Source organism: Paracoccus denitrificans (genome assembly GCF_900100045.1).
Lineage (GTDB): Bacteria > Pseudomonadota > Alphaproteobacteria > Rhodobacterales > Rhodobacteraceae > Paracoccus > Paracoccus denitrificans.
Genome location: NZ_FNEA01000082.1, coordinates 1 through 2,076, shown reverse-complemented (window position 1 = coordinate 2,076; position 2,076 = coordinate 1). Strand labels below are relative to the sequence as shown.

5 protein-coding genes are annotated in these 2,076 nt (G+C 66.0%); 1 reads left to right on the top strand and 4 read right to left on the bottom strand.

Features of this window, described 5'->3' with window-relative positions:
- On the bottom strand, positions 1–536 hold a 536-nt coding region (locus BLT64_RS25820), incomplete at its 3' end, for a DUF7146 domain-containing protein (protein ID WP_437438292.1).
- 120 nt (positions 537–656) lie between these two features.
- On the opposite strand from BLT64_RS25820, the gene BLT64_RS25815 reads away from it, so the two are divergent.
- Complete coding sequence (locus BLT64_RS25815) at positions 657–986, top strand: hypothetical protein (RefSeq protein WP_011746698.1); 330 nt, start codon at positions 657–659, stop codon at positions 984–986.
- A gap of 161 nt (positions 987–1,147) precedes the next feature.
- Here BLT64_RS25815 and BLT64_RS25810 read toward each other — a convergent pair whose 3' ends face one another.
- The 3 genes from BLT64_RS25810 to BLT64_RS25800 are packed head-to-tail and all read right to left on the bottom strand — an operon-like array spanning position 1,148 to position 1,996.
- Complete coding sequence (locus BLT64_RS25810) at positions 1,148–1,360, bottom strand: hypothetical protein (RefSeq protein WP_011746697.1); 213 nt, start codon at positions 1,358–1,360, stop codon at positions 1,148–1,150.
- The gene (locus tag BLT64_RS25805) at positions 1,357–1,671 is read right to left on the bottom strand and encodes a hypothetical protein (protein ID WP_011746696.1); all 315 of its coding nucleotides are present in this window, start codon (positions 1,669–1,671) and stop codon (positions 1,357–1,359) included. Before BLT64_RS25805 ends, BLT64_RS25810 begins: the two co-directional genes overlap by 4 nt.
- Entirely contained in the window at positions 1,664–1,996 is a 333-nt protein-coding gene (locus BLT64_RS25800) for a hypothetical protein (RefSeq protein WP_011746695.1), read from the bottom strand. Before BLT64_RS25800 ends, BLT64_RS25805 begins: the two co-directional genes overlap by 8 nt.
- Positions 1,997–2,076: the final 80 nt, after the last annotated feature.

The following is a 2,076-nucleotide window of genomic DNA, read 5'->3' as shown; positions in this document are numbered from 1 at the left end:
ACCGGGATCGTGTAACGCGCCTCGGGATCGAACCGCAGGACCTGCGGCAGATCCGGATAATGCGCGGGATCGATACCGCGCAGGGTCAGATAGTCCCGCACCAGCGTGCCCTCGGCCGGGCCGGCGGCGAACCAGATATCCCGCGCGGCCCGGATCGAGTTCTCGCGCGCACGGCGGGCGATATCGGCCTGCTTGCGCCGATTCGCTTCAGCCTTGCGCCGACGCTCGGCACGCTCTGCATCGGACAGGCCTTGGGCCGGGCCGCAAAGCCATTCCAGTGCGCCGCGGAAATCCAGCCCCAGCACATGCTGCACCAGCGCGATCTGGTCGCCCCGGGCGTGCGGCCCGCATTCCTTGCGGCAGGTGAACACCCCGTCCTTCAGGTTGACGCCGAAGCGATCCCGACCGCCGCATTGCGGGCACGGCCCGACCAGCTCGCCGCCGGTGCGGACCAGGCCGGATAGCTCCAGCCGCGCCACCACATCGGCGATGGGCATGGCCTTGGCTTCGTCGAGGCGGTGATCGTCCTGCGTCATGCCAGCCGAGCCTCGCCGCAGTTAAGCCCTACCACCGCCCCGAAATAGCTGCCTATTGTCGGGCACCGGGATTGCGGCCCGGTGCCCACAACCACCCCACGACGCGAAGGAACCAGCGGGATGGCAAACAAACTGAGCGATGAGGAAATCGCCGAGATGGCGGACGATATCGACAACCTGTATGGACTGCACCATGGCCATAGGCGAGCCACTGGAGCGCTGGAGATTGCACTCCTGGCAGTCCTGGATACGCTCGAAGACAAGTTCCCGGGCATGCGCGAAATCGTTGTCGCCGACATGCGCGAAGCGGCCGAGAAGCAGCGATCATTCATGCGCATGCAACAGGAAACCAACCCGGCCTGCGACATCAGCGACGACGACATCGAAGAGGAGCTGGATACGCTTGAAGACCTGATATTCAAGCTTGAGAGGCGCATGATCACCGAATAGCCCCGTCCGCTTGCGACTGATCATCGAGCCGGCTTTTCATCCGGCGCAACGAACTTGCGAGCAGCCGAACCTCGCTCTCCAAGGCATCGAGGCGGCGCCGGAGCATCGCGTTCTCACGGATGAGATGGCTCTCAAGAGGCGTGTGCGCCCCGTTCTCGCGGCTATTGCTTGGCGACATTGGGACCTCCATTCATCGCGGTTTTCTGGGAAACCCGCCGATATTTCGGCCGGGCCAGCACGTTGCGGGCCAGCTTTTTCAGGTCGTCATGGGTCGATGGCGGCGTCAGCGCCAGCAGATCGGCAAGGAAATCGCCGACGCCCTCACGGGCGCCCGCGCGATAAGCATTGCCGTGCCGATCCCGGTGCGTTCTCATTTCGCACCCCGCGCGCGATCCCAGGCCTCGGCCAGCCGGCGGCGGTCCCAGTCGTTCATGACCTTCCACGCCCGGTCATGCAGGCCGCCATAGCAGCCCGGAACCGCGACGCGGCAGGTTGCGAACTGATCGGCCGTCTGGATCAGGCCCATCAACTGCGGGTTTTCGCGGGTCACCCCCGGCATCAGGTCGCGCATGACGCCGACGACCAGGTCGAGGCCGGCCCTATCCGTGATCGGCGGCCGCGACAGCACGCCCAGGGCGTGGATCATCGCATGATCGGCAAGCGAAAGGCGCGGCTGGTCAGCCATGGATATCGGCCCTCCCATCGGCATCGGGCCAGGTGGTGCGCTCGACCGCCCGGATCAGCCGGTCACCGGCCGATGCCAGGTCGGGGACATGCCGCCGAAGCTCGGGCAGGCTATCGACGAAGCCGCGCATCTCGCGCGACAGGTCGTGATCCTCGCCGAACACTGCGACGACCGCGGATGCCGTCGCGAGGACATCGTTCATATTCACGGCACCGATGCGGGCGGCATAGGCCACCGCAAGCATGGAAAGCCGGGCGCGGATCGCGGCAATCGACATGAGCCGCGCCGCGGTGTTGCTTTTCAGGTCCCGGGGGTGAGCGTGCATGGTCAAATCCTCTTGGCGCGTTGATCGGCGGGGCGACCCGAGGGAGGAGATTGGCCGCCCCGCCTGACACGCCCTGACCC

Bases quoted from the DNA above. Each gene is read 5' to 3' on its own strand.
- BLT64_RS25815 (WP_011746698.1), top strand. From the start codon at position 657: ATGGCAAACAAACTGAGCGATGAGGAAATCGCCGAGATGGCGGACGAT.
- BLT64_RS25810 (WP_011746697.1), bottom strand. From the start codon at position 1,360: ATGAGAACGCACCGGGATCGGCACGGCAATGCTTATCGCGCGGGCGCC.
- BLT64_RS25805 (WP_011746696.1), bottom strand. From the start codon at position 1,671: ATGGCTGACCAGCCGCGCCTTTCGCTTGCCGATCATGCGATGATCCAC.
- BLT64_RS25800 (WP_011746695.1), bottom strand. From the start codon at position 1,996: ATGCACGCTCACCCCCGGGACCTGAAAAGCAACACCGCGGCGCGGCTC.